Genomic DNA, 25,006 nt, shown 5'->3' on the forward strand with positions numbered 1-25,006 from the left:
ATTATGCAAATTAAAACCATTACTTGTCACGAAGTTTACAATCATGGCGCTTCTTTGCAAGAGTATGCGTTGTTGCGTTTTCTAAATGATGCTGGGCATGATGCACAAGTAATTCATTATAAACCACCATATCTTTCGCAACATTTTAATTTGTGGGGCATCAGTAATCCTAAATTTAATTTACCGCTTGTCAAACAACTGTATTTGCTAGCTAAACTTCCTGGAAGGCTGAAAGCTTTACAACGTAGAGACCACTTTGATGCTTTTCATAAAGCTTATATCCCAACTGATTCCACTTTGTATCAATCAAATGAGGCGTTAAAAAATAATCTACCACAAGCTGATATCTATATTTGTGGAAGTGACCAAATTTGGAATTCCTTCTTCCAGAACGGAAAAGATCCAGCTTTCTATCTCAATTTTGTGCCCAATGACAAAAAGAAGATTGCTTATGCAGCCTCTTTTGCTATTGATGAAGTGGCGGAAGAGATTCAACCACTTGTAAGAGATAATGTCGCTACTTTTGATGAAGTCGGGGTACGCGAAACTTCGGGATTGCGTATTTTACAGAATTTAGGAATCACAAATGCAGTTCAAGTTTTAGATCCTGTGTTTCTATTGGACGCCGATTTTTGGCAACAGACTTTTGTAAAACCTATAGAAGACCAATTTATTTTTATTTACGATTTTGATTCTAATCCATTGATTAAAGAGATTGCTTTGGAGTTGAAGAAAAAACTGAAATGTAAAATTTACACCGTTAATCAGAATATTGATTATGCCGATAAAAACTTCTATTTAGAAGGTCCGGAGAAGTTTTTATCCTTAGTTTATTATTCGCAATATACCATCACCAACTCTTTCCATGCGGTTGCTTTCTCGCTTATTTTCGAAAAGCAAATTGTTGTGGTTAATCGAAGTGAGAAAATTAATACACGAATGCGCGATTTGTTGGCTTTATTCAGCTTGGAAAAGCGATTGATTTCTACTAAAGAAGAATACGCTAGATTAGATTCTATAAACTTTTCAGATTTAAAAATGAGCAAACAATATCATATTAAGCGTTCCAAAGAATTTTTGCTAAATGCTATCCAATCATGAGAAGCCTTGTTTTTGTCATAGAATCATTGCATTTAGGAGGTGCGGAAAAGAGTTTAGTAACTTTATTGCAGAATTTAGATTATTCGCAATACAAAGTTGACCTCATTACTTTTCATTCTGGTGGCTTCTTTAGGGATATGGTTCCAGAAGAAGTTAATCAAATTGATATCGCATTTCCCACATTTTCTTTAAAAGATCGTTTCGTGTATGCATTGCAGCGAAAGATTGGTTCCAAAAGACACCATGCACAAGTATTTTGGCCTTTGGTTAAAAAGTATTTTTTACGACTGGAAAAAGAATATGACATTGCAATCGCTTATAATCAAGGTTTCGCAACATATTTTGTGCATGATTTTGTTCAGGCAAATATCAAATATGCTTGGCTCAATACCGATTATCAAAAGGCAGGTTATGCCATTGGTTTTGATTACCCTTTTTACAAAGATTATGACAAAGTTATTACGGTGTCTCCACAAGCTGAACAAAGTTTAAAATCTAGTTTACAAAATGTTGGAAAGCTATTGGATATCGAAGTCATTAAAGACATTTCTGACTCTAAGATTATTGAGCAACAAGCGAATCAAGATTTGAAAATAGATTTTGATGGTACTAAAATCAATATTGTATCCGTTGGACGTTTGGTTGAGTATAAAGCATTTGATTTAGCGGTAGATGCATGTAAGATTTTAGTTGATAAAAACTATCCCATACAATGGTATGTTGTTGGTGAAGGAAATGAAAGAGCATCTTTAGAGGAGAAAATACAGAGCTCAAATCTGACAGCAAACTTTTATCTACTAGGAGCCGATCCAAATCCTTATCCTTACATGAAGGCATGTGATATTTATGTGCAAACTTCGATGTTTGAAGGATTAGGCTTAACGGTTATCGAAGCATCAATTCTGAATAAACCCATTGTTTGTACCAATTTCCCTACTGCACACGGGATCCTAAAAGATGGAGAAACCGGATTGATAGTAGAAATGAATGCATCAACCATTGCAGAAGCTATTGAGCGACTTATACGAGATGAGAAGTTACGGGAAAAATTAGTCAATAACTTGGCTTCATTAACCAATCAACATAAAGAAACAAGTTTAGCACAAATTGAAAACTTATTTGATGTCTAAAAATTTTAAAAAAAAAGCATATTTGTTATTGAACTGTTTTTATAATATGTTAAATTGCAGTAATAATTAATATTTTTCTTCTTACTACTTAGTAAAGTCTAACATAATCTAACTTGGCGTTTTATTTATGGATAATTATTCTATCGACATCTCTATTTGTTGCATAACGTATAATCATGTGTCTTTTATTGAGAGATGTCTTGATGGGTTTATTGCACAGCAAGGAGACTTGAGTATTGAAATATTAATACATGATGACGCATCTACTGATGGTACACAAGAGATTATAAAAAATTATCAAAAAAGATATCCCAATCTCATAAAGCCAATATTTCAAAAGGAAAATCAATGGTCAAAAGGTGTGCATGCAATCAATAGTCAATACAACTTTTCAAGAGCGAAAGGAAAATACATAGCCTTATGTGAAGGTGATGATTTTTGGACTAATCCGCATAAGCTTAACAAGCAAGTTGAAGTATTAAATAAGTATAAAAATTGTATCCTTGTGAGCGGCGGCTATTTGAAGGACGATGTACCACAATTACTGGGAAGCAGTTTTTTTTTTAAATTGAAAGATTTTCCCTATGTCTGGAAGACAAAAACCTTGACCCTGGTCTTTCGCAATGGTTTGTTGGATTATCGGCAATTACAGCAATACAATAATTCGCGAGATATACATTTGGTATATCACCTGCTTAGATTAGGTGATGCTTTTTATATTAATGAAGTTTTGGGACAATACAATACACACAACGCAGGTATTTTTAGCACTTTGTCTCAGCAGGAGATTGATCAATTACACTATCATATTTATAAAGAGCTATATAGTATTAATAAGGAACCAATTTCCAAAAAATGTTATTTTAATAGTTTAGTAGATCTGGGACGCACTAATAAAGCTTACACTGTTTTAGCTTTATTTCATGTAAGTAGTTTTGTTGATTTTAAAATAGCTATTATAAATTTGTTTAAATAAATGTTAGCTTCAATCATAATAACGACTTATCGACGACCGAATTTGGTTAGACGAGCTATCCAAAGTTGTGTTAGACAAGACTTTGTGGGAGACTACGAAATAATAGTGGTCGATGATAACGGTGCCGGTTCTGACATGCAAAGCAAAACAGAAGCGGTTGTCAAGTCGTTTGAAGATATACATTATATTTCCCTTAGTAAGAATAGTGGCGCTTGTATCGCGCGCAATAAGGGTGCTGCGATGGCTAAAGGAAGGTATCTTTTCTTTTTGGATGATGATGATGAGTTTCTTTTCAATAAACTTCAATTACAGGTGTCCATTCTCGAAGAGAATCAATATTTGGATGCTTGTTTGTCTGGGCTTAGACGTTATAATACTAGTAGTAAAAGCTACATTACAGCTACCTCAAATTTTCCTGAAGTTGGTGATTTGAAGAATTTCATATTAAGAGGAAATTTTTTTACGCCAATGCTCTGTATTAGGAAAGACTCTTTTATTAAGATAAATGGTTTTGATGACATAGAACGTTTTCAGGATCGTTATTTTATGATTAAAGCCTTGATGAATAATCTGAAAGTCCTATGCCTCAACACAGAGTCCTATATCATGTATGAGCATTCGGACGATAGAATCTCTAATCGTTCGCCACGCAAGACTCTTAACGCCTTACGCAAAATTAAGTCTCTGGTGCTCGAATCAAAAGTCGATCTTGCCTGGCAAGAGTCTTATGATTATGAACTTAAGGATTTAAGAAAAAAAATGACTGCTTATTATAATTCTAAAAATGTAATAGAATCTTTATATTTCATTAAATATTATATACTCATTTATATTAAAAAGCAGTACTTTAACCCCACGAAAAGAAAGCATTAATATATGTCCAAAAAGGCACAAATCTCCATCACACAATCTAACCAACTAAAAAGCATTGCGATTCTTATGATGCTATTTTTGCATTTATTTAATCGTAACCCCGATGGCTTGTTCCGCCCCCTCATTTTTATTGGATCGCAGCCTCTGTCTTATTATTTGTCTTTGTTTTGTGATGCTTGCGTCCCAATCTTTGCATTCGTAAGTGGTTATGGTTTGTATTTTAAGTACAAAAGTGGACCAGACCAGTATAAATCATCTAACAAACTGAGACTTAAAAAACTATATCTCATTTTGTGGATTATTATATTGTTGTTTCCAGTTATTTTGGGATTACTGCTTAATCCAACAGTATATCCTGGTAGTTTTTGGAAGATAATTGGTAACTTATCAGGATTACAAATGTCTTATAATGGCGCTTGGTGGTTTTTTACGACTTACGTATTTTTTATACTTACTTCAAAATTTTGGTTTCAGCTTTTTGATAGGGTAAATCCATACACCTACTTTATAGTTTTACTGGTATTGTATTTCGGTGCTTTTTATTTTAGAGTATATAAAAATGATCTTTTTGATTCGGCTTTGCTTAATTGGGGACATCGACAGCTCGCATTATATTTTTGTACTTTGTTTCAGTTTATGATGGGTGCTTTTGCTTTAGAATATCAATGGCATAACCGTACAAGTCAAGTTTTCAAAAGCCTACCTGGCAAAAATATTTTTGTTATTGTTCTCATCTCAGGTCTGGTTGTTATTCATGCTCTTGTTCCTAGCTTTATAATAGCTTCTTTCTTAGGACTTGCTTTTATTTTTTTATATCTGCAACTAGATATGCCAGTGTTTTTGTCAAAAGCTTTAAGATTTTTTGAACCGCACGCTACTAATATTTGGCTAGTCCACATGTTCTTTTATCTGATTTTTTTCTCCGATTTTGTTTATAGTTTTCATTACGTTCCTTTCATATTTATAATTTTATTAACAGTCTGTATCGTATCTTCGTATTTTATCAATTTGATTAGTAAACCTTTATTAAAGTTAATATGAAGTTAGTTTACATCACCAACGGGATTAACGGCTCTGGCGGACTCGAGCGGGTGCTTTCTATTAAAGCGTCTTATCTTGCTGATGAGTTAGGTTATGAAGTTCATATCTTGGTATTAAATCATAGTGACCAAAATCGCTTTTATTCTTTTAGTGAAAAGATTCAATTTCATTCTATTGATGTTGGAGGCAATCCAATTTCTTATTTTTTTAAGTATAAAACAGGGATTCAGAATGTAGTAACTAAAATTAATCCAGATATTATTTTGGTTTGTGATGATGGTCTCAAAGGTTTTTTCTTACCAACCATCATTAAAACAAATGCCAAATGGATTTACGAGCGACACGTTTCTAAATTAATTGAAGCCAATGATAAAGATGGATCTATAAAAAAGATTATGACGAAAGGTAAGTGGTTGTTAATGTCACATTTAGCAAAAAAATATGACCGCTTTATTGTATTAACGGATGGAAATAAAAAAGAATGGACAAGTCTAATGAACATCGATGTTATCTCCAACCCTTTATCTTTTTTTCCGGATGAGTCTTCAAATCTTGACGATAAAATTATTATTTGTGTAGGAAAAATTTCTTACCAAAAAGGCCAAGATTTGTTAATAAAAGCTTGGCAAATCGTACATGAACAGTTTTCTGATTGGCAGTTACATTTATATGGTAAAGAAAATCTCAACTATTTAAATACTAATGAACTAGAAAACAATGTTTTTTTCTTTCCCCCAGCTAAAGATATTGAACAAAAATACCTTCAAAGTTCTATTTATGTAATGTCTTCTCGTTTCGAAGGTTTTGGAATGGTACTCACAGAAGCTATGGCTTGTGGTGTCCCTTGCGTGTCTTTTGATTGTGATTATGGTCCATCTGACATTATTAGCGATAGCGTTGACGGTTTCTTAGTCGCAAAAGATAATACCACGGAGCTTGCAGAAAAAATAATGGCTTTAATTTCTGATGAAGAGCTTCGAAAAAAAATGGGAATACGAGCAAAGGAAAATGTTCAAAAATATTTGCCGGAAAGAATTGTAAAACAATGGAATGAATTGTTTTTAAAAACTATTAACAATGATTAAGGAGCCTGTTGTATATCTAAAAGGATTAAATGGTATCAGAGCGATTGCTGCTATTGGTGTTTTGTTTAGTCATATTAATTTGTCCTTAAAACACTTTGGTGTAAATAATTACTCTTTATTTGGATTTAAAAATTCAAATGCTAGAGGATGGAATCTTGGTGAGCAGGGCGTTACTATGTTTTTTGTTTTGAGTGGTTTTCTTATTACTTTTTTATTGTTTAAAGAAAAAGAAAAGACTAATCAGGTCGATATAAAGAAATTCTACAAAAGGAGAATTTTAAGAATTTGGCCACTTTATTATTTCTATTTAGGTATAAGCATTGCTAGCATAATATTATTTTCGGATCAAATACCTAGCGTTGGTATTTTAGGGTTTTATGTTTTCATTTTGGCTAATATTCCTTTTATAATTGAAAAAGCATTACCTGCATGTGATCATTTGTGGTCAATAGCAGTCGAGGAACAATTTTATCTTTTTTGGCCACATTTATTCAAAAAATTAAACATCGATACATTTTTTAAGTATTTACTCGTCATATTCTTCATTTCGGTGGTAATTAGATTGCTTTTGTGGATGTTTTTTCCGTTTCGTCTTTTTACAGTTTTTTTTACAGTTAATAGATTTGACTGCATGATTTTTGGAGCGATATGCGCAATAATAGTAATTTATAAACCTTATTTACGATTGTGTATTGAAAACCTCTTTGTGCAATTATTCGCTTGGATAATAGTAGTCATACATTTTATTAACTTTGAAATCGTAAACTCTATTGTTTCTCTAGAGTTTATGACTTTGGCTACTGGAATTATAATAGTTGGACAAATTTCTGCAAGTACCAAAATTATCAACTTAGAATTTAAACTAAGTAATTTATTAGGTAAATACTCTTATGGTATCTATATTTATCATCCTTTATTATTATTTTTATTTGCAAAGATGAATTTATTTGCAAGCATAGAAAATGAACTAGCAAAGCTAGTTGTTATTTTTGGCGTGGTGGTGTTTGCTACAATAGGAATTGCTGTCATTAGCTATGAGGTTTTTGAAAAAAGATTTATAAAACTAAAAGAAAATTTTGCAATTATACATAGCTCTAATGATTCAAGGAATAAGATATGAAAGTTCTAATTAATACAGACCAAATCCACATGCATGGTGGCATTGAGAAAGTGATGGCTACCAAAGTCAATTATTGGGCAAATTTATCTGATGTTGAGGTTTTTATTGTAACTACCGAGCAACAGAATTTACCTCCGCGATATACATTAGATGAGCGAGTTCGATTAGTAGATTTTGGTGTTAACTACGATAGAAGCAAGTCTTATTTTTCATTTGAAAATTTAAAAAAAGCTTGGGTGCATTATAAAAAACAAAAGCAACTATTCAAGGATTTGCAACCCGATATTATTATTTCGCCTAATTTTAATTTTGATCATTATTGGTTGCCTTTTATAAAACAAAAATCGAAATTGATTAAAGAACGTCACAGTTCAAGATTCTATGAAGCTAAACAACGAGAAGATGCTAGTGTCTTAAAAAAAATAAGATTTAAGTTTAATGATTGGATCGAAAAAAAATATAACGCAATCGTAGTTCTTAATCCTGATGAAGCCAGCTATGTGAAAACCAATAATGCGGTAGTAATCCCAAATCCGGTTAAAATATCTAATTTATTGGCGGATACATCGGCAAAAAAAGTGGTGGCTGCTGGGCGCATTTCACCAGTTAAAAATTTTGCTGATTTAATAAAAGCTTGGGGATTTGTGTATCAAGAATTTCCCGATTGGCAGTTGGACATCTATGGCGAAGATTATTTAAGAACACAAACGAAACTAGAAGAGCAACTAGAAGAAGCTGGTTTACAAAATGTGATCCATTTCAAAGGAAGTACAGAAAATATGTTGGAGCAAATGTCACAATATAGTATCTACGCCATGACCTCCGAAACCGAATGTTTTCCCATGGTTTTATTGGAAGCTTTATCGATCGGCTTACCCATTGTGAGTTACGACTGTCCCAACGGACCTCGTCATATAATCGATAATGGCGAAGATGGTATTTTGGCTAAACATAAAGATGTTGAAGCATTAGCTACAGAACTAAAAACCATGATGCGTAATCCTGACGAGCGGCAACGTATTCAGAAATTAGCCAAAGACAATTATCTTCGCTTTACAACATCCAAAGTCATGAAACAATGGCAAACTTTATTAAATTTGCCAAATGTTTGATTGGATCCCAGTAGAATTTTACATCGCGATACAATATAATATTCTATTATTGGTACTCCTGATAATAATAGCTAACTCGTGGGTTTATGATGTTAGAGACCAGCAAAGTCTTCAATTTTTTCAAATATTAGGGGTCTCTCTTACTGTTTTTATGATTCTGTATATGGGGCAACGTCAGATTAATTACCGTTTTGGTGATACAGTGAATTATAATAAGGCTTATAAGATTATGCTGTCTGGTGAAAGCTTTAAGATCGAAAAAGATTATCTGTTCAATTATATGATGTTATATTGTAGCAAAATCATGAGTATCCATGGTTTTTTGCAATTATGTTCTGTCCTATATATGGTACCATGTTATTTGTTTTCAAAGAAATATTTTGGAAACTACTGGTTTTTTGCCATGTTTATGTTTATGGTATCCTTTTCGTTTTGGGCTTATGGGGTTAATGGGGTGAGAAATGGCTTGGGTACATCCATGTTCTTACTAGCTTTGGTGTTTTACCAACGCAAGTGGTTGATGTATGCTTTATTTGGCGTGTCGTATTTCATGCATGCTTCATTAGTTATTCCAATAGCAGCTTTTATTGTGTCAGGTTTATATAAAAACCCGAAAGCGTATTTGGTAATTTGGTTGCTAGCAATTCCTTTATCCGTAGCAGGAGGATCCGCTTGGTCAACTTTTTTTGCTAATCTCGGTTTTGCAGAAGATCGGACACAGGGTTATTTAACTGGAGGTTCAGAAGATTATAATGATCAGTTTTCTCAGACAGGATTCCGTTGGGACTTTTTATTATACAGCGCCTCTGCGGTAGTTGCGGGTTGGTACTTTATTTTTAAAAAGAAAATTACAGATAAATTTTATATCCATCTTTTTGGGACATACTGTATAGCAAATGCCTTTTGGATTCTGGTGATTACGGCGGCTTTTAGCAATCGCTTCGCCTATCTATCCTGGTTTTTGATGCCCGCCGTTATTGCTTACCCAATGTTTCGTTATAAGATTTGGGATAATCAGTATAAGATTTTTGGAGTTATTATATTTTTGTATTTTATGTTTACCTATTTTATGAATGTTATTTTGTAATTCAATGAAAAGTATTACTGTTTTTACCCCGTCGTATAATAGGGCACATCTGCTTCCTAAGTTGTATGAAAGTCTTTGTTATCAAAGTTGTAAAGATTTTGTTTGGATGATTATTGATGATGGATCAAAGGATAATACAAAATCTATAGTTGAAATATGGCGTAACGAAGCTGATTTTGAAATCCAATATTACTATAAAGAAAATGGAGGTATGCACACTGGACATAACCTAGCATATTCTTTAATTAATACAGAGCTTAACGTATGTATAGATTCCGATGATTACATGCCAGGTGATGCAGTCGAAAAGATTATTTGTAAATGGAATACTATAATTGATAAAAACAATGTATCGGGTATTATAGGATTAGATGCAGATATTAGCGGAAGACTAATTGGCAGAAAGTTACCGGAAAACGTAGAGTTTGGATCGTATTTCGATGTTTATGATAAGTATAATGCATACGGCGATAAAAAGTTTATTTTGAGAACGGCTCTTCTTAAAGATTTTCCTAAATATCCAGAGTATAAAAATGAAAAGTTAGTTCCTTTGGGGATTTTATATATGATAATGGGGGAAAAGCTTCCTTTCGCCTTTTTCAACGAAGTGATATGTATAGTTGAATATCAAGAGGGAGGATCGAGTAATACTATTTTTAAACAATACTTTCAGTCTCCAAAAGGTTTTGCATACGCTCGAAAGCTAAAATTAAATTATACAAAATCAAAAAAAGAAATTATAAAATATTGTGTACATCTTGGTGCGTTGTTATTCATCACTAAGGATATTAATGTAACATTTCGAGATAACCAATATAAGGTATTAAGCTTTTTTCTGCTACCCTTCGGTTTTTTATTATACTTATATCTGCTTATAAAACGATGAAAATTTTACATTACATTAATAACCTGGGATCTGGTGGTGCAGAAAAGTTGCTTTCAGATATTTTACCTCTTATGAAAGAAAAAGGACATGAGGTCAGTCTCCTTCTTTCCAGTTCAGAAAAAAATGTTGATAAATTTGAACACGCAATAAGAAAAGCCAATATTCCTATAATTAATCTGAAAAGAAATGTTTTTGATATCATTCAAATTCCTGAAATTATTAGATTAATAAGGAGGGAGAAATACGATGTCGTACATGCACATCTCTTCCCAACACAATACTGGTTGGCAATCGCTAGCTTTTTTGTGCCAAAAAAAACAATTTTTATAAAAACTGAACATTCGGTTTATAATTCGCGTAACAGAAGAGCATATTTAAAAGGACTTGAACGCTATATATATAGTCGTTACAAATCTATTATTGCTATTACAGAAATGGTTAATGTAGTCTTCAAAAATTGGCTACAGCATCCTAATATAGTGACAATTAACAACGGTGTGAATTTGTCAGAAATTCGTGCTCAGCAACAGATCTTTGATGATGGAGATTATGAGTACATTGACAAGTCAAAATTTAATATTTTGATGGTGGGACGATTTGATTTTATTGCTAAAGACCAATTGACTTTATTAAAAGCCCTAGCGCTACTGGACGATGATGTCTGTCTATATTTCGCAGGAGAAGGGCCTAATTGTGACAATATTATAAATGAGGCAATAAAGTTAAAAATTGAAAACAGATGCTTTTTTCTTGGCCTGCGCCAGGATGTTTATAAATTGATGAGTTTAGTTGATCTAAATGTTTTATCAACTAGAAAAGAAGGATTGTCAGGGGTAGCATTAGAGTCCTTAGCTTCGGGAAAACCATTCATAGGTTCAGATGTTGAAGGTGTCAATGACATCGTACCTGATTCTGGATTTTTGTTTGAGGCAGGCGATGAGTATAGCTTAGCTTCAAAAATTACGAAGATAAAGACAGATTCTTATTATAGAAATAACCTCATCTCAAAAGGACTTGCGCATGTGCAAAAGTTTGATATTCAGATTATGGTCGATAAATATTTAAATTTGTATAAAATATCTCTTAACAGATAATATTAGGAAGCTTACATAACTATGAAAATCTTTATATCAGGCGACTTTTGCCCCATTAATAGAATTCAGTCCTTTATTGAAGAAGATAGAATGGAGGATGTTTATAACGATATGTTACCAATTCTTCAAGATGTAGACTATGCTGTCACAAATCTTGAATGCCCTCTGACAACAAGCGACAAAGCTATCATAAAGTCTGGCGCTGCTATTAAGTCAACGCCTGATTCTATAAAACTTCTTAAAAAAGGAGGATTTAACCTCGTTACACTTGCCAATAACCATATATTAGATTATGGCGGTAATGGGGTAATGGACAGTATAAAATTATGTCATCAGAATAATATCGCTACAGTGGGAGCAGGAAAAAATCTTGATGAGGCTAAAAAAGCATTTTTTATTAAGCATGGAGATCTTAAAATTGGATTCTATAATGTAGCTGAGAACGAATTTGGTAATACTTACGGCGAATCTCCTGGAGCTAACCCACTAGATCCTATCCAAAATTCTTATGACATTAAAGATGCAAAAGAAAAATGTGATTATTTATTGGTCATAGTACATGGTGGTCGAGAACATTATCAGTTACCGAGTCCAAAAACCAAGCAGCGCTATCGTTTTTTTATTGACTGTGGTGCTGATGCTGTGGTAGCGCACCATCCTCATTGTTATAGTGGTTTTGAATATTATCAAGAAAAACCAATTTTTTACAGTTTAGGGAATTTTATTTTTGATTATAAGAAAAAGTATCAAAAAGGAATGTGGACCGAAGCTTATGCAGTTATTTTTGATTTGTCTGCTGAGAAGTTGGATTTCGAGATTATAGCCTATAAGCAAGGACGAGAAGAAGATCCTACAATTCGTCTGTTGAATGATGAAGAGTCTGAAGCGTTTCACGGAAAACTTAATGATCTTAATGTAATAATTAATAATGAGGAATTATTGTTAAAAGAATGGCGTAACTATGTAGAAAAAGAAAAAGTAAATTACAAATCAAATTTACTTATTCAGAATAAATATATAAGGGAATTGATAAAAAGGAATTTTATTCCAAAAGCTTTCCTTCATTCCAAAGAGCACCAAGTGCTATTGCTTAATTTGCTAAGATGTGAAGCGCATCGCGAAATAATGACTGACGTTTTATCAACAGAATTAGAAAAATAATGAAAGATAAAATTTATAAAATACTACCTGATGTTTTGCAAGGATTATTAATAAGCCTCTTTAATATATTGGCTTATAAAGAACGCTATGGTGGCAAGTATCAATATTATCTTAATAAGTTTAAAGCCAATAGAACACTGTCAAGAGAAGACTTAGAAGCTATTCAGAAAGAACGCTTTGCTACATTTTTATCTTTTTCAAAAAACAGTAGTAGGTTCTATAAGAATTATGAGCTTGTTGAATTGGCAGACATTAGCCAGCTCCCGATTTTAAAAAAAGAACATCTTCGACAAAGTATAGAGGAGGTCGTGACTATTTCTAAAAAAGATGCTATAGTTTCTAAAACAGGTGGCACTACGGGGAAATCTTTAGAAGTATTGTTTACCGCTGATAGTATGCAAGAACGCTTTGCGATGTTAGACGATTTTCGCGGAAGATTTGGTTATAAGCTTGGTAGGAAAACGGCTTGGTTTTCTGGTAAGGACTTGCTAACCTCTACCGATATCTCAAAAAATAGATTTTGGAAGACGGATTTATTACATAAAGTACGTTATTATTCAACGTTTCATATTAAAGAAAGTTATTTAAAGTTTTATGTTGAAGATCTCATTAAGTATCAACCAGAGTATATGGTTGGCTTTCCTTCAACAATTCTAGAAATAGCGAAGTATGGTATTAATCATGGTTATACTTTTCCTGCAAAGACTGTTAAAGCTATTTTCCCTACTGCCGAAAGCATTACCGAGGAAATGAGACTGAATATTGAAGGATTTTTCAAAACGAAAATGCTCAACCAATATGCATCTTCAGAAGGCGCACCTTTCATTTTTGAATGTCAAGAAGGAAGTTTACATTTGGAATTACAAAGTGGGGTTTTCGAGGTTTTGGATGATAATAACCAACCATCAAATGAAGGGAAGCTAGTTGTTACAAGTTTTACAACGGAAGGCACTCCGTTGATACGCTATGATATTGGAGATTCTATCATACTAGATAATCAAGATAAAATTTGCGGTTGCGGTAATAACAACCCTATGGTTAAACAGATTTTAGGGCGTATTGATGACTATATCTATTCACCAGAAACTGGAAAAATTAACCTCGGCAATGTATCTAACACGCTTAAAGATACAAAAGGTATATTGAGATTTCAAGCAGTTCAAGATGAGCTAAATGCAATAAGTATTTTGATAGTAGTTGATCATAGCTTTACTCCTAAAGTTGAAGAAGTGTTTATGTCAAATTGGCGTGCTCGGGTAGGGTCGCAAATGGCTATTGATTTGCAAATTGTGCAAGATATTCCTGTTGAAAAAAGCGGTAAATATAGAATTGTAAAGAATAATATAAAACATTTGCTTTAAAGTGACCTTATTTTTTATCTAAAAAGGGGTGTATTTTTTTTTAAACTATTTAGATCGTCTATTAATTGATTTTGGTATTGAGAGACTCCTGTAAACCTATACAGAACTTCGGCTCGACTCATATATCTTTAGGATGACATATGTGCGGTCGCTAAGCGAAGTCGTAGTGTCAAATAACTATTTCACCTTCTCCAAAAGATACAATCGCGCACCAGAGAAAGATAATTTTGGCATTAAGTTACCTTCTAAAACCATCGTTTTGTTGTTAACATCAATCACCGAAATGTAGTTGTTAGAGTTATATTCGATGTAGTTTTCTTTCTCCTTTGTGATAGGATTTTTTCCGAATTCGAAATCATATGTTATCCAATCCTCATCTTGTCCGCTACAATGCACAGGTTTGAATTTGGATTTATTAGATTTAAAAACAATTTGGTCGTAAGCATCGCCACATTCGCTTTCGAAAGTGCTTTCTCGGTTTTGATCTTGCTGAAACTGTTCATAAGAGCCTTTGTACACGCCAACAACCTTCCAGGTGCCATCTACACGATCCTCATCTATTTTGCCTGTCGCTTTGCTAACTGACCAGCTGGCTGCGTTTACAGTTCCTTTTACGGTTTTGTAACCCAATTTAGCTACACCTTTTACAGCTTTTGCAGCAGTTGAAACCACACAAGATTGAAGTAGCAGAGCGGCACATATTGCGAAGATAAGTTTTTTCATATTGTTTGTTTTGAAGAACTAAGATAATATTTTATATGATTACTTTCAGATTTCTTTTACATGACAAATTAGTACAATAAAAATTTATACATATCTCTCTGAGATGAGACATGCTTTATGTGGCTGTTGTCATTTATCCTACTTCAGTCTATCGGAAAGTTTATGACATGATGATTCTTAATAAATAAACGCTTCTGATGAGGCTTAAGAATTTTGCCATATCAAGCAACAGTGTTGATGATACATAATTTTAGTAGTCTAAGCTTTCATCATTCAGTTTTAAAAGATCAAGATAAAACATGACCTTCAAAAAATAAATCCTACCATGTAATTTAATGTATCGGAAAAAATGCTCATGTCGATATTTACGTAGTGTCCTAGGGCTGATTTGTAAAATTTGACATACTTCTATTTCGGATAATAGCATATCCTTTTGTATACAATCATTATTTTTAAGGGAATTCGTAATCATGTCTTCTGCTATTTGGTTCCAAGACATATATTGTCCCTCGCTAAAATATAGTTTAGGTTTCATGGGAAATGTGGAATTGGTTATTAGTCTTATAAAGCTAGTGATTTTTATAGTATTTCCAAAAGCTTTTTATGTTTTTTTTATTGAAATTCTTGTAACGAAATTCACCGCAATTAGACGTAATATCAATCGAACAAACATCGAAGAAAGGACGAACAAACATCGAACATGCATCTTGTATTAATATCTGCTATTCATCTGTATCATCTCAGTATGGCATAACTTGGCACACTATGGCAATGTTAGGCAACTTTATTGATTATGTAGCGCAACGCAAATAACTTTGGGACTACAATAACCATTAAATCTTTTTATTATGGGAAAATTGAATGACTCTCTATTATCAGGGTCCAACGGACGTACAGGCCGTTTAGTTGTAGCTAATGTTTTAGGTACAGAAGTGATCAGAATGCGTCCTCGTAGACGTACGAATCAACCATCGGACAAACAATCTCTCATTCAGCAAAGAATGAAAAAATGTTTGGACTTTATTGGTGGCTATTCAGCATTTGCTTGCAAACACTTTGGGTATAGAGTAGGTTTGCGCTCATGCTATAACTTAGCAATGAATAATCTGTTGCTGGCTTTCAAAGTCAATTATACTGATATGACTATTACACCTTCTTATCCCGAAATAGCTTTTGCTAAAGGTGCGCTTCTTCAACCTCTTCCAACTGACTTGTCCGCTACTACAGCGGGTAGTTTCGAAATAGAGTGGTATAACAATGCACCTGCAGGAAGTAGTAGAGAGAATGACGACCTACAGGTCTTGTTCCTTCAGGATAATGCCATTACGCCCATTTTTATGGAAAACATGGCAAAAAGAATAGATACTACGGTCTCTATTCAAGTGCCGGTTTATTTACAAGGACAAAAAGTTCATGTATGGATATGTTTTAGAGCAGCAGATACATCAGAGGTAGCCAACTCTGTATATGTTGGTGAGGTTCAACTGCTTTAATCATTAGATTTCTGTAAAGGATTCAGATTTTTAAGTCTTTAGTTGTACAAGTAGTAATAATCCCAAGCTTTCCTATACCAAAACTTAAAGCTTCAAAAGGTGCATACTAGATTTATTTTTCTGAATCCTTTTTTCTATTTATCGTGCAAAAATTAATACCTTTAAGCCGTTTTTATAAAGCATGTCAAAGCCAAAACTTATAAGGGTAACAACGGTCCCTATTTCTTTAGAAAAGCTACTGGGTAAGCAACTTAGCTTCATGGATCAGCACTTCGACCTAACAGCGGTGTCAGCAGATGCGTCAGCATTAGTTGAGGTCGGTAAGAAGCTTGGCGTTAAAAGTTATCCTGTCGAAATGACACGTCAGATTACACCTGTACAGGACCTTAAGGCTTTATGGAAAATGTACCGATTTCTAAAATCAGAGCGACCTGATGTAATCCATTCTCATACACCTAAGGCGGGACTGGTCAGCATGTTGGCTGCAAAGTTGGCAGGCGTTCCTCATCGTTTACACACTGTAGCGGGACTGCCACTGATGGAAGCGCAAGGTCTAAAGCGTAAGATTTTGATGTTGGTTGAGCAGTTGACCTATACTGCTGCAACGCATGTCTATCCTAACTCAAAAGGTCTATCCGATTTTATTTTAGAAAATAAATTAACAACAAGCTCGAAGTTGAAAGTTATTGCTAATGGATCTTCTAATGGCATCGATACGACTTATTTTGATAAAGATAATCTTGATCAAAATGATTTATTGGTCTTAAAAAAGAGCCTTAAAATTGAAGATGATGACAAAGTTTTTATTTTTGTAGGACGATTAGTGGGTGATAAAGGTCTTAATGAACTCATTGAAGCTTTTGATGAGATTGGTAAAAATAACACAGCAACAAAACTAATATTAGTGGGCACATTTGAGGATGAGCTTGATCCTTTGCAAACCTCAACTTTGGAAAAAATAAAGTCCAATTCTAACATCATTAATGTCGGCTGGCAAACGGATGTGCGACCGTATTTGGCGATAGCTGATATTTTAACTTTTCCGAGTTATAGAGAAGGTTTCCCGAATGTTGTGATGCAGGCAGGTGCCATGGGTTTGGCTTCTATAGTTAGCAATATTAATGGTTGTAACGAAATTATTATTGAATATAAAAACGGATTAATTATTCCTGTTAAAAATAAAAAAGTCTTAGCAGAAGCCATGCAAAAACTGCTAAATGATCAAGTTTTATTAAATAGTTTAAAAACAAATGCCCGTCCTATGATTGTTGATCGCTATCAACAGCAAGGCGTTTGGGATGCACTTTTAACAGAATATAAATCTTTACTCGGAGTTAAAAGTTAGGAATTATGAATTATAAATTCGGAATTAAAAATCCGGCGTTTTGACTAAAACAAAAACTAGAAACTAAACATAAAAAAAAGTTGTACAAGAATTTCCTAAAAAGAATTTTAGACCTCGTCTTAGCGAGTATTGGCTTCATTCTACTGTTGCCAATATTTTTATTGGTGACAATTGGGTTATATTTTGCCAACCAGGGCAAGCCTTTCTTTTTTCAAAAACGTCCGGGCAAGAATGAGAAGATTTTCAAAATCATCAAATTCAAAACCATGAATGATAAAACGGACGCCAATGGACAACTTCTACCCGATAAAAAACGTTTAACAAAAATAGGTGCTATTGTACGAAAAACCTCTTTGGATGAGATTCCCCAACTGATTAATGTTATCAAAGCTGATATGAGTGTCATTGGTCCAAGACCTCTTCTTCCCGAATATCTGGAGATGTATAGCCAAACACAAAAACGTCGCCACGAGATAAAACCTGGTATAACGGGCTGGGCACAGGTCAATGGTCGTAATGCCATATCATGGACCAAAAAGCTAGAGCTTGATGTGGAATATGTAGATAATCTTAACTTCTTGTTAGACTGTAAAATTTTTTTTCTAACCATAAAAAAAGTTTTGATACGAGAAGGAATCTCACAGGAAGGTCAAGTAAGTATCGAACCGTTTAACGGAAAAAACTAATAGCAAATGAGTTTATATTTGTACGGAGCTAGCGGTCACGGTAAAGTTGTTTTAGAAATAGCAGAAGCATTGAAGATTCCTGTTGAAGCCTTTATTGATGGTGATCAAACAAAACTTAATTTATTGAGCTACCCAATAATTCATCATGTACCTATAAATGTTGAACTAACAGTATCTCTTGGAAATAATCTAACAAGAAAAAGTATTGCAAATAAACTATCGGACTATGTTTTTAAAACATTAATTCATCCAAGCGCGCAGATTTCAAAAAGAGCGGAGCTTGGCGCTGGAAGCGTTGTGATGGCTGGGGTAAGTATTAATTCTTGTTCCAAAATTGGAAAGCATTGTATTATTAATACGAATGCCGCGGTAGATCACGATTGTATATTAGAAGATTTTGTTCATATTTCTCCAAATGCTTCATTAGCAGGCAATGTTGAAGTGGGAGAGTTAACGCAAATAGGCATAGGAGCTTGTGTTATACAAGGTGTAAAAATTGGGAAAAACTGTATGATCGGTGCAGGAAGTGTGGTGATAAAGGATATTCCTGATAATGCTGTAGTAGTTGGCAATCCAGCTAGAATTATTAAATACCGACAAGACTAAATTATCTAACAAAATAAAACAATCAAGGCTTCCCACTGGGAAGCCTTGATTTATTCTGTATAAGAATCAAGAATTACTTCTTTTTAGCGCCAGCTACAGCAGTCGCTAGATCAGCACCAGCTTTGAACTTTGCAACTTTCTTAGCAGCAATTTTGATTGGTTTTTTAGTTGCAGGGTTGATACCTTGTCTAGCAGCTCTTTCAGATACTGAGAAAGTCCCGAATCCTACTAAAGAAACTTTACCTTCTTTCTTTTTTAAAGTGGTTGTAACGTTGCTGATGAAAGATTCTAGTGCTTTCTTAGCAGCTACTTTTGTGATTTCTGCATCCTTTGCGATTGCATCGATTAATTCAGATTTGTTCATAATTGTATTTAATTAAAGTTATGTTGTTATAGCAAATATAGAACATTTTTCATTTCATACAAGTCTTTTTGTGTTTTTTAGAGAAAAACCTAGTATTTTTTTTATTATGATATAAAATTCATAATTTTATTATTTGCCAAATTAAGGGCTTTCTTTAAATGTTGTAATGTTGTTATTGCCATTGTATAAGGATATTAGCAATATTTATCTTTTACAATTGCAAATTGTTGATTCTTGAATTTTGATATTAAACTTTTGTTAAGTTAATTGTACTAATATAAATAATTTAAGCTTAGTTTTTATTGAAAAATACTTATTTATAGTAAATTTGCAACATGTTAATAGAAGTATTCAAATCCAAAATACACAGAGTTAAAGTCACAGAGTCCGACCTTAACTACATCGGGAGCATTACCATAGACGAAGATCTTATCGACGCAGCTGGCCTTATCGTTGGCGAACGTGTCTATATTGTTAATGTTAATAATGGCGAACGTTTTGACACTTACGTTATTAAAGGAACTCGTGGTTCTGGAGAAATCTGTCTTAATGGTCCAGCGGCAAGAAAAGTGCACAAAGGAGATACCGTTATCATTATCGCGTATGCGCAGATGTCGCCTGAGGAAGCTAAAACCTTCCAACCAAAAATCGTTTTCCCGAACGAAGATACTAACCTTTTAACCTAATGAATGGCTGAAGCTAAAAAAAATAATCCTATAAAAACGGCAATCACCATTGCTGTATCGCTTGCTTTTGCAGGCTTTTTTTTGTGGCTTGCTTTGAAGGGTTTGGACTTTGAAGTGATAAAAGCTTCTTTGTCGAAAGCCAATTATCTTTGGGTAGCTTTTGCAGCCTGTTTTGGTTTGGGCGCTTATTGGTTTCGTGCGGTGCGCTGGAATCTTTTGTTGGAACCAATGGGACATTCGATATCGAATAGCAATTCGTTGTGGTCTATTTCGTTTGGTTATTTGATGAATTTGACCATCCCAAGAAGTGGCGAAGTGGCGCGTGCAACAGCTTTATATGGCGTCGAAAAAGTGCCTGTTGACCAATCTTTCGGGACGATTATACTAGAGCGAGTTGTCGATTTGGTTTGTATGTTGGCTTTTTTAGGCTTGACTTTGATTTTTAAATACGATGCGATTTTATCATTTTATAAACAATCTGGTGTTAACATTAACCCCAACAAAATTGCTTTAATTTTTGGAGCCTTAGCTGTTTGCGGTATCATCTTCTTTGCAATAAGAAAAAGACTAGCTAATGTACCAGTTCTTGGAAAAATAGTTGGTTTTATTGATGGAATCCTAGACGGATTGATGTCAATCTTCCGAATGAAACAAAAGGCAAAATTTATTCTTTATACAGTTCTAATCTGGATTTGCTATTATTTTGCGGCTTATCTGGTTTGTTTTTCTCTTCCCGAAACATCTGATTTTGGATTTGCTGATGGCTTTTTCATTTTGGTGGTTGGGACTTTGGGCATGATTATCCCAGCTTCTGGCGGAATTGGCGCATTTAATTTGGCGATGAAGTTTGGTTTTATGGCCTTATTCATCTCGATGGGGAAAGATGGTAATCTTGGTGGTGAAGTTGGATTAATTTATTCTTTTATTTCGTTGCCGTTGCAGATTTGCATTATGTTGGTGATGGGATTAATCTCGATTCCGATGTTAGCGAAGGCTAGAAAGTTTTAGTTTAAAAGAGTCAAGGTTCAAGAGCCGAGAACCAAGATTCTAGACTTGAAACTTCAAACCTTGAACTTGAAACCTTGAACTTGAAACCTTGAACTTGAAACTTTATTCATTAAACAAATAAGTACAGCGTTAATTCGCAATAGGGATAGAAGCGGTAGCCCGCAAGGAGGCGCGAGCGAAGCGAGAGCCGACTGAGGACTACAAGCGGATAGCCCGACCCGAGCTGTGGGAAATGCCTTAGCGAGGGGATTGCCCAAAATGAAAGTTTATTAAAGATAATAATTTCAAAAGATTATCTTTGTAAACATAAAATTTGAAATAATTACAACGAGGAGAAATCCTTAAATATCAAAACAAATGACAATAGACAACAATCACGTAGTATCTTTAGGCTACACGCTGAACACGATCGAAGCTAACGGTGAAAAACTTTTTGTAGAAAATACAACGTCTGAAAATCCATTAACATTTTTATACGGTGTTGGGATGATGATTCCAAAATTCGAGGAAGAAATTAAAGGTCTTACTGGTGGTGACAAAAAATCGTTCACAATTTCTCCAGCTGAGGCTTATGGCGAGAGACAAGATGATGCTGTGGCGCAATTGCCAATCGATATGTTCCAAGAGAGTGGAATTCCGCCAGTTGGTGCGATGTTGCCGTTATCTGACAACCAAGGTAATAACTTTAACGCGATCGTTGTTGAGGTGACTCCAGAAACGGTTGTTGCTGACCTTAACCACCCAATGGCTGGGAAAACTTTGAGCTTTGATGTTGAGATCTTTAACACAAGACCTGCAACTGAAGAGGAGCTTTCTCACGGTCATGCTCACGGTGTTGACGGAAACGAAGCGCACTAATCAAGTATATTGAAAATATAAAGTCACTCCTTTTTGGAGTGACTTTTTTTATGAATTAACTTGAATGAGACTTCCTCGTTCCTCGTCTTTCTCGATGCTTAAAGACATCGGGATACGTTCTTTTAATTCTTCGACGTGGGAAATAATACCGACAATTCGGTTTTCTTTTTGGAGATTCATTAAAGTTTCAAAAACAATGTTGACCGACTCTACATCTTGCGTTCCGAAACCTTCATCAATAAAGAAGAAATTCTTTTCCGCTTTCGCATTGGATTGTACAGATTCCGCCAAAGCCAACGCCAAACTCAAGGAAACTTGAAAAGCTTGTCCACCAGAAAGCGTTTTCACGCTTCGGCTTCGGCCTTCGTTGAGGAAATCGATAATTTCAAAATCGTTGTTATCATTCAATTGTAAACTTAATTGATTGCGCGTCATTCGGTGGAATCGAACATTCGCATGATCACACAATTGTCGTAAATAAATTGACGAAACATATTGCACTAACCCCGCTCCTTTAAAGAGATTGAACATTGTTTTTAAGTTTTCTGCACGTTTTGAAAGCGCGTTTTGTTCTTTCAATAAATCCTCTTTTTTCTTAAATTCTTGTTCCAAACGTGCGATTTCAGCAGCGATTTGAATAGCCAATTTATTGGCTTCTGCAAGTTCAGATTCTTTGGTTTTAAATTGGTTTTCTGATTCTAAAAATAAGTTTTCATCAAACGAAAAATCCTTCAATTTTTCCTTCAATTCCGAAATGCTGTTTTTCAAAGTTTCAAATTGAATTTTAAAATTCTGAATTTCTTGTTGAATATTTTGCTCGTCTAAATTTTGATTCAAAATTTCTAAAACTGCGTCAAGATTAACGAAATTTGATTTTTCTAAATTTTCATTCAATTGATTTTGGATCTTTTCCAATTGAGAATTTAAATCACAAACTTGTTTTTGAAATTGGTCACGCTTCGTGTTTTCAGACGATAATTTGACTTGAATTTCTTGAATTTCCGTATTAAGATGATTCCAAACCGTTTCTGTATTTTGATTCTCTTGTTTTAAATTTTCAAGTTGCAACTGAATTTCAGCTTCTGTTTTTTCAGAATAATCGTTTGGATTTAATTCTTTTAAAAGCGCTTTGTTACTCGCTATTTTGGTTTTAAATTCTAAATTTTCATTTGAAATTTTCAGAAAACGTTGATTGGCTTTTTCTAGTTTTTTCCGAATAGAATCTAATTCTGTTCGGGAAGTGTTAAGTTCTTTTTCTTTCGATTTTAGTTGGAGTTCTTTGTTTTGATTTTCTGATTTTCGATTTTGAAAGTCATCAAAATTGTCTTTTGAAAAGTCTTTCCAAATGAAGGTTTTTTCTAATTCCAAAATTTGACTTTTTATTGTTTCAATCGAATTTTGAATTAGTTTTCCTTGTTGTGAAACCAAAACTTTTTCTTGTTGAAGTCTTTCAGCTTCCTTCGTTTTTTGTTCTAAATTTTCCAATTGCCCATTTAAAACCAAAAGTTTTTCTTCTAAAGCTTTCAAATCATTGCTCACATCTTCGAAAACCGCAATCGAAGGATGATCTTCCGAACCGCATAACGGACAAGCTTTTCCATCTTGCAATTCGGTAGAATAATGCGAAAGTTGGCGCGAAACTTCCAGCTTATTTTTCTGATTTTGAAGCTTTTCTTTTTCCTCTTTTAAATTTGAAATTTCGGTGAAAAGCTTTTCTATATCAAGATTTTTTAGTTTTTCATCAAGAACTTCAATCGATTTTTTGTTGGCTTCAAAATTAGTTTTTTCTTTAATTAAATTGTTAGACAAATTTTGCTTTTTCGAAAACCAATCGCCAACTTCAATCAATGTTGCAGATGAAATTAATTGAGATTTTAAACTTTCAATTTCCTGTTCCTGATTCTGAATTTTTGTGGAAGTTTCTTCTTCTTTTACTTTAAATTCTTTTACAAATTTTTCTCCTTCAATCGTGCTTTGGGCATTTTTTGCAAGTTTGGATTCATCGGATTTTACATGAAACAGCAATTCTAAATCTTGCTCAAGAACTTTTTGTTTCGGGAGCGCATCAACTTTTGGTTGCAATTCTTCTTTTGATTTTTGTAATCGATTCGAATTATCCGTCAACGATTTACAATGTTCGTCCACTAATTTTAATTGCTCTTCCGTAGATTTTAAAAGATTTTGATTTCGATTTCTTTCTTTTAAATCGTCATTAAACAGTTTAGAAACAGATTGATACTGTTTTAATTGACCCTCTTTTGCATCAATTGTTTCCTTATTTTTTTCTAATTCCGAAAAATCAGTTTCTTTTTTGGAAAGCAATTCGAAATCCGATTTCAGATTTTTTAATTGTTGATAATGCGAATTGACTTTTTCAAATTCGAGTTTTAAGTTTTCTTGAGTCGTTTTCGCTTCTCTTAAATTATCTTTTTGAATAGCAATATGTTCTTCCGAAATCGTTTCAAAACCAGAAAGTTTTCCTTCAAGTTGATCGAGTTCGGTTTGGTTTTTCTTATTTAAACCTGAAACTTTATCCTGCAAATCGAATCGATACAGATTGAAAATTTCTTTCATCATATCCGTTCTTTCTTTTGCGCCCAGCTCCAAAAATTCCTTGAATTGACCTTGCGGAATAATAATCGTTCGTTTGAAATTGGAATAATTTAAGCCAATAATTTCCTCCGCATTCACGTGATCCAAAGCTTCCCAAGTTTCATTTTTAAATTCATAAAACACCGCCGAAGCAGGTTTTACGTCTTCAAAATTTTTAGAATTTCGTTTGTATTCTCGCGTTACTCGGAACAATTTATTTTCATGATTGATGAAATCAAATTCAATATATGATCGATTGGATTTTAAGTTCATCATGTTGTACGCACGTTTATCACGGGCGTTCAATCGCTCAGTTTCGCCATATAATGCAAAAGAAATCGCCTCCAAAATCGACGATTTCCCAGAACCAACCGCCCCAAAAATCCCAAACAATCCTGCTTCCGTAAGATTGGAAAAATCGATGCTTTGACGTTCCTGATACGAATAAAGTCCTTCTATAGTTAGTTTCTGTGGAATCATATTTTTTTTAATTAGAGTTCTCGATACGCTGCGCTACTCGAACTGACGTTGTGTTTTAAATATTTAATGATAGCTGAAGATAATCATTATAATTATGTTAACTATTTAATCAAGTTCACTATTCCGACCGATGTTGTG

General features: G+C 33.8%; 24 protein-coding genes. 20 read left to right on the forward strand and 4 right to left on the reverse strand.

Annotated elements, in window-relative coordinates:
* Window positions 1-3 precede the first annotated feature (3 nt).
* From RT037_RS05875 to RT037_RS05935, 13 genes are all read left to right on the forward strand, one after another.
* Window positions 4-1,101, forward strand: coding sequence for a polysaccharide pyruvyl transferase family protein (locus tag RT037_RS05875; RefSeq protein ID WP_313028785.1), 1,098 nt, complete (start codon window positions 4-6; stop codon window positions 1,099-1,101).
* Window positions 1,098-2,231: a glycosyltransferase gene (locus RT037_RS05880; RefSeq protein WP_313028788.1), complete on the forward strand. Its 1,134-nt coding sequence runs from the start codon at window positions 1,098-1,100 to the stop codon at window positions 2,229-2,231. Before RT037_RS05875 ends, RT037_RS05880 begins: the two co-directional genes overlap by 4 nt.
* A 127-nt stretch (window positions 2,232-2,358) precedes the next feature.
* Window positions 2,359-3,207 carry a glycosyltransferase gene (locus RT037_RS05885; RefSeq protein ID WP_313028793.1) on the forward strand — a complete coding sequence of 283 codons (849 nt, stop codon included), beginning with the start codon at window positions 2,359-2,361 and terminating at the stop codon, window positions 3,205-3,207.
* Window positions 3,208-4,080: a glycosyltransferase family 2 protein gene (locus RT037_RS05890; protein WP_313028795.1), complete on the forward strand. Its 873-nt coding sequence runs from the start codon at window positions 3,208-3,210 to the stop codon at window positions 4,078-4,080. It abuts the gene before it with no gap.
* A gap of 3 nt (window positions 4,081-4,083) precedes the next feature.
* A complete protein-coding gene (locus tag RT037_RS05895; RefSeq protein WP_313028798.1) occupies window positions 4,084-5,121 on the forward strand; it encodes an acyltransferase family protein in 1,038 nt (345 codons plus the stop codon).
* Window positions 5,118-6,206 carry a glycosyltransferase family 4 protein gene (locus tag RT037_RS05900; protein WP_313028800.1) on the forward strand — a complete coding sequence of 363 codons (1,089 nt, stop codon included), beginning with the start codon at window positions 5,118-5,120 and terminating at the stop codon, window positions 6,204-6,206. Before RT037_RS05895 ends, RT037_RS05900 begins: the two co-directional genes overlap by 4 nt.
* Window positions 6,199-7,326 carry an acyltransferase gene (locus tag RT037_RS05905; RefSeq protein ID WP_313028803.1) on the forward strand — a complete coding sequence of 376 codons (1,128 nt, stop codon included), beginning with the start codon at window positions 6,199-6,201 and terminating at the stop codon, window positions 7,324-7,326. The genes RT037_RS05900 and RT037_RS05905 overlap by 8 nt, the downstream gene beginning before the upstream one ends.
* Window positions 7,323-8,438, forward strand: coding sequence for a glycosyltransferase family 4 protein (locus RT037_RS05910; RefSeq protein WP_312323806.1), 1,116 nt, complete (start codon window positions 7,323-7,325; stop codon window positions 8,436-8,438). Before RT037_RS05905 ends, RT037_RS05910 begins: the two co-directional genes overlap by 4 nt.
* Complete coding sequence (locus tag RT037_RS05915; protein ID WP_409529542.1) at window positions 8,431-9,525, forward strand: EpsG family protein; 1,095 nt, start codon at window positions 8,431-8,433, stop codon at window positions 9,523-9,525. The genes RT037_RS05910 and RT037_RS05915 overlap by 8 nt, the downstream gene beginning before the upstream one ends.
* Window positions 9,526-9,529: 4 nt before the next feature.
* Window positions 9,530-10,411, forward strand: coding sequence for a glycosyltransferase family 2 protein (locus RT037_RS05920; protein ID WP_313028808.1), 882 nt, complete (start codon window positions 9,530-9,532; stop codon window positions 10,409-10,411).
* Window positions 10,408-11,505 (forward strand): glycosyltransferase, encoded by a 1,098-nt coding sequence (locus RT037_RS05925; RefSeq protein ID WP_312323809.1) that lies wholly within the window; start codon window positions 10,408-10,410, stop codon window positions 11,503-11,505. Before RT037_RS05920 ends, RT037_RS05925 begins: the two co-directional genes overlap by 4 nt.
* A gap of 21 nt (window positions 11,506-11,526) precedes the next feature.
* A complete protein-coding gene (locus RT037_RS05930) occupies window positions 11,527-12,666 on the forward strand; it encodes a CapA family protein (RefSeq protein ID WP_313028814.1) in 1,140 nt (379 codons plus the stop codon).
* Window positions 12,666-14,027: a phenylacetate--CoA ligase family protein gene (locus RT037_RS05935; RefSeq protein ID WP_313028817.1), complete on the forward strand. Its 1,362-nt coding sequence runs from the start codon at window positions 12,666-12,668 to the stop codon at window positions 14,025-14,027. The genes RT037_RS05930 and RT037_RS05935 overlap by 1 nt, the downstream gene beginning before the upstream one ends.
* A gap of 177 nt (window positions 14,028-14,204) precedes the next feature.
* Here RT037_RS05935 and RT037_RS05940 read toward each other — a convergent pair whose 3' ends face one another.
* Complete coding sequence (locus RT037_RS05940; RefSeq protein ID WP_313028820.1) at window positions 14,205-14,750, reverse strand: hypothetical protein; 546 nt, start codon at window positions 14,748-14,750, stop codon at window positions 14,205-14,207.
* Between the two features lie 250 nt (window positions 14,751-15,000).
* Window positions 15,001-15,285: a helix-turn-helix domain-containing protein gene (locus RT037_RS13845; protein WP_409529543.1), complete on the reverse strand. Its 285-nt coding sequence runs from the start codon at window positions 15,283-15,285 to the stop codon at window positions 15,001-15,003.
* A gap of 313 nt (window positions 15,286-15,598) precedes the next feature.
* Here RT037_RS13845 and RT037_RS05945 point away from each other — a divergent pair, with 313 nt between their 5' ends.
* The 4 genes from RT037_RS05945 (at window position 15,599) to RT037_RS05960 (ending at window position 18,880) form a co-directional block, all read left to right on the forward strand.
* Complete coding sequence (locus RT037_RS05945) at window positions 15,599-16,243, forward strand: DUF6266 family protein (protein WP_313028824.1); 645 nt, start codon at window positions 15,599-15,601, stop codon at window positions 16,241-16,243.
* 181 nt (window positions 16,244-16,424) lie between these two features.
* A complete protein-coding gene (locus RT037_RS05950; RefSeq protein ID WP_313028827.1) occupies window positions 16,425-17,588 on the forward strand; it encodes a glycosyltransferase family 4 protein in 1,164 nt (387 codons plus the stop codon).
* An 80-nt stretch (window positions 17,589-17,668) separates the two neighbouring features.
* On the forward strand, window positions 17,669-18,274 hold the full coding sequence (locus RT037_RS05955; RefSeq protein ID WP_313028831.1) for a sugar transferase: 606 nt from the start codon (window positions 17,669-17,671) through the stop codon (window positions 18,272-18,274).
* A gap of 6 nt (window positions 18,275-18,280) precedes the next feature.
* Window positions 18,281-18,880 carry an acetyltransferase gene (locus tag RT037_RS05960; RefSeq protein ID WP_313028834.1) on the forward strand — a complete coding sequence of 200 codons (600 nt, stop codon included), beginning with the start codon at window positions 18,281-18,283 and terminating at the stop codon, window positions 18,878-18,880.
* A gap of 73 nt (window positions 18,881-18,953) precedes the next feature.
* On the opposite strand, the gene RT037_RS05965 is transcribed toward RT037_RS05960, so the two are convergent.
* Entirely contained in the window at window positions 18,954-19,244 is a 291-nt protein-coding gene (locus RT037_RS05965) for an HU family DNA-binding protein (protein WP_079668296.1), read from the reverse strand.
* Between the two features lie 335 nt (window positions 19,245-19,579).
* Between RT037_RS05965 and panD the strand changes: the two genes are divergently transcribed.
* The 3 genes from panD to RT037_RS05980 all read left to right on the forward strand — a co-directional run bounded on the left by panD (window position 19,580) and on the right by RT037_RS05980 (window position 21,796).
* Window positions 19,580-19,930: an aspartate 1-decarboxylase gene (gene panD, locus RT037_RS05970; RefSeq protein WP_079668297.1), complete on the forward strand. Its 351-nt coding sequence runs from the start codon at window positions 19,580-19,582 to the stop codon at window positions 19,928-19,930.
* Between the two features lie 3 nt (window positions 19,931-19,933).
* Window positions 19,934-20,938 (forward strand): lysylphosphatidylglycerol synthase transmembrane domain-containing protein, encoded by a 1,005-nt coding sequence (locus RT037_RS05975; RefSeq protein WP_313028837.1) that lies wholly within the window; start codon window positions 19,934-19,936, stop codon window positions 20,936-20,938.
* Window positions 20,939-21,295: 357 nt separating this feature from the next.
* Window positions 21,296-21,796, forward strand: coding sequence for a peptidylprolyl isomerase (locus RT037_RS05980; RefSeq protein WP_312322423.1), 501 nt, complete (start codon window positions 21,296-21,298; stop codon window positions 21,794-21,796).
* A 48-nt stretch (window positions 21,797-21,844) separates the two neighbouring features.
* Here the strand turns inward: RT037_RS05980 and RT037_RS05985 are convergent, their stop codons facing one another.
* A complete protein-coding gene (locus RT037_RS05985) occupies window positions 21,845-24,868 on the reverse strand; it encodes an AAA family ATPase (protein WP_313028842.1) in 3,024 nt (1,007 codons plus the stop codon).
* Window positions 24,869-25,006 lie beyond the last annotated feature (138 nt).

Source organism: Soonwooa sp. (assembly GCF_032062245.1).
Classification (GTDB): domain Bacteria; phylum Bacteroidota; class Bacteroidia; order Flavobacteriales; family Weeksellaceae; genus Soonwooa.